The 2,644-nt window shown below is 40.7% G+C and carries 3 protein-coding genes; all 3 read right to left on the bottom strand.

Annotated elements, in window-relative coordinates:
- Window positions 1-188 precede the first annotated feature (188 nt).
- From NYG85_RS11945 to NYG85_RS11935, 3 genes are read right to left on the bottom strand one after another with little or no spacing between them, the layout of a single operon-like run.
- Window positions 189-827: an HIT family hydrolase gene (locus NYG85_RS11945; RefSeq protein ID WP_284938890.1), complete on the bottom strand. Its 639-nt coding sequence runs from the start codon at window positions 825-827 to the stop codon at window positions 189-191.
- The gene (locus NYG85_RS11940; RefSeq protein ID WP_284938889.1) at window positions 824-976 is read right to left on the bottom strand and encodes a hypothetical protein; all 153 of its coding nucleotides are present in this window, start codon (window positions 974-976) and stop codon (window positions 824-826) included. The genes NYG85_RS11945 and NYG85_RS11940 overlap by 4 nt, the downstream gene beginning before the upstream one ends.
- 7 nt (window positions 977-983) lie before the next feature.
- A complete protein-coding gene (locus NYG85_RS11935) occupies window positions 984-2,606 on the bottom strand; it encodes a portal protein (protein ID WP_284938887.1) in 1,623 nt (540 codons plus the stop codon).
- Window positions 2,607-2,644: the final 38 nt, after the last annotated feature.

Below are 2,644 nucleotides of genomic sequence, written 5' to 3'. Positions count from 1 at the left end.
AATCCATTGTTACTCCTTGTTTTTTTTGTTTTTATAAAACCCAATTTTAAAGAGCGGTAAATCGCAAAGTAGCGTTAGGCTTAGGCTAGGCGTGGGCGAAAAATCAAACGGAGCGACCGAGTGGGTCGTGAGTATTGATTTTTTGGTCGCAACACCGCATAAGCCAACGATACGAGCAGGGCTTTATTTTATAGCCCTCTTAAAAGCTCCGCTCCGATTTCAATATCACTCACCTCTTCGCCCTTTTTAATCCGCTCAAAGGCACTAATCTCATTTTTACCGCCACCATTGCCGATTATCTCATCAGGCTTGTTTTTTGGCGTTGCAACTTGGAGCATTGTATTAGCCACCAAACGCCATAAATTATAATCTTCGCCTAAATAGCCGTCAAATCCGTGCGTCTTTGCAAACTCGCCAAACTCTTGCGGATTTATGGTGGGAAACTCTTTTTCAAACATACTAATATTTTGGTTAAAAACATTTTGCCGTCTTGCCTCTTCTGCTTGTTGTGCCATTTGAGCCTGCATTGCTTTAATCTGCTCTGTTGCTCCTGCTAGCTCGCTAAGTCCTAGCTGTTCTAAAATTTCACGCTCACTTGCCCTTTTTGCTTCATCTTGTGCTTGTGCTTGTGCGTTTAGTGTTTGTTCTTGCTCCGTGCTTCTCATCTTTTGCATAGCATTAAGCATAGCTTCGCTTATGTCATCTTTACTTAAAGTAGGCGTATTTTCTTGCAGTTGTCCTGCTGTCGCTATCTCTTGTGCTTCTTGTGTCTCCCCTGCGTTTTCAAACTCGCCAAGTAGTGCGTTAATTGCGTCTTGTTCTGTCATTGTTCATCTCCTTTGTAATTTAATATATAATTTAAAATTTCATCAATCAAAGCGACCCTATCAATCGCCCTTAATCTCTCGCTCTCGCTTTTATCCTTGCTAAACGCTAAGGCTGTATTTGTAGCACTCGTGGCCAATAAAAACCCCAAAAGCTCTTTAAATGCCTTGTTGTGAGATAGGCTCACTAGCTCCTTGTTGTGCGTTAAGTGGCTCGTTAGCTCCTGCGTTAGCTGTTTGGTTAAAATCGTTCGCAACATTTTGGTTTTCTCCTAAAATCTGACTTTCTAGCTCGGCTTTTTTCTCATCGCCTAAATATTCATTAGTGTTTTTAATGCCATAAAGTGGCAAAATATCACGGATTACTTTTTCATTTGCCTTTAAAATTTTAAGCATACCATTAGGGTCGCCAATTTGTGCGTAAAGGTTAAAATGTGCGTTTAATGCCTGACTTGCCTGCATTAGGCTGTTTTTTTGCACCTCTTTATTTAATGCTCCAATGCCAGTATTTAGCGTCACTCTAAAACTAGGCACCTCTGCTCTATCATATCCAGCAAAAAACTCTTTTGCCCCATAACGCCAAATAAGCATCGCAAGGCGTTCAAACAACGGCTCAAAAAAAGTCTCATTAAATGTCCTAATGTAGCCTTGCAGCCTAACACTGCCCTCGTTTGCCATTATTTGGCTCATCGTAGCAGTTTCAGCCCTAGCTGTTGTAGCTCCGTTTTGTTGCGGGCTTACTCCGCTAACTTCGCTCATTTCGTTATCAATTAAACTAATATTTTGCACGGCAAAGCTAAGATTTGGCGGGGGCATAATATTAACAGCACTAGGGTCAGCTGTAAAAGTAGGTCCAGCACTCTCTAAGTCCCTACGGCTCACGTTTGCAGATAATCCCATTAAAATTTTAGGATTAATTTGGCGGTTAATGCCGTCTATCATCGCATTACGTGCAAAGTTCATCTCGTCCTGCAAAGGCAAAATACTAGCTAGTGGTGGCTCTCCATAAGCACAAACAAACGTGCTTTCATCATAAGCTCTAACCTGCGATAGCATATAGCCAATTACAAAAGGGCAGCCGTCTTTTAATTTTATATCCGCTCTTAAAACCGCACCGCCCTCATCAATCGTGCTTACTTGCCACTCTGCGTTAATGTCTTGCTCATAAATATCATAAACATTTACTCGCTCATACTCTAAATTTTCACTCTCTAAAATAGCACTAACCGCCTCTTTATCATACACCCCACGCCTTGCAAGTGCCTTTATATCGCTATAAGTTAAGCTTATACGATTAACAATGTAGCGGATGTCATCGTGGTCTTTTGCGTTTGGGTCAAAATAAACGTCATCTAACTCCACCTCCTCAATGACTGGCATACCATTACGCCAGAACACCTTTGCAACCGCCGTGCCTAAAAAGGGGATTTTTTGAAAAATCGGCATAAAAATTTTATAGAGCCTTATCATATCGCAATAGCAATTTAACGCCTCTTGCCACTTATTAATCACTTTTTGGACTGAATTTATATAGCCCTCTAATTTTGCAAACTCGTCGTTATTAAAATACGTTTCGCTTAGGCTATCGGTTATCCGCTTAGCCTTTGCGTTTAGCTTTGGGATAAATAAATTTGCCTTGCCACGCTCTTTTAGGCTTAAAGCCTTGTCCTCATCAAGTGCTAATAAATAAGCCCTGTTTAACTTGTCAAAGCTAGGCTTATAATGATTAAAGCCGTCAATGGCTCTAATTTTTAGCTCGGTTAATCTTGCTTGTGCATCCATTTAATAGCCTTGAATTTCTAGCTCAAAACCTTTAACAA

This window comes from Campylobacter gastrosuis (assembly GCF_030249845.1).
Taxonomy (GTDB): domain Bacteria; phylum Campylobacterota; class Campylobacteria; order Campylobacterales; family Campylobacteraceae; genus Campylobacter_A; species Campylobacter_A gastrosuis.
This window is presented reverse-complemented; position numbering and strand designations above follow the sequence as displayed.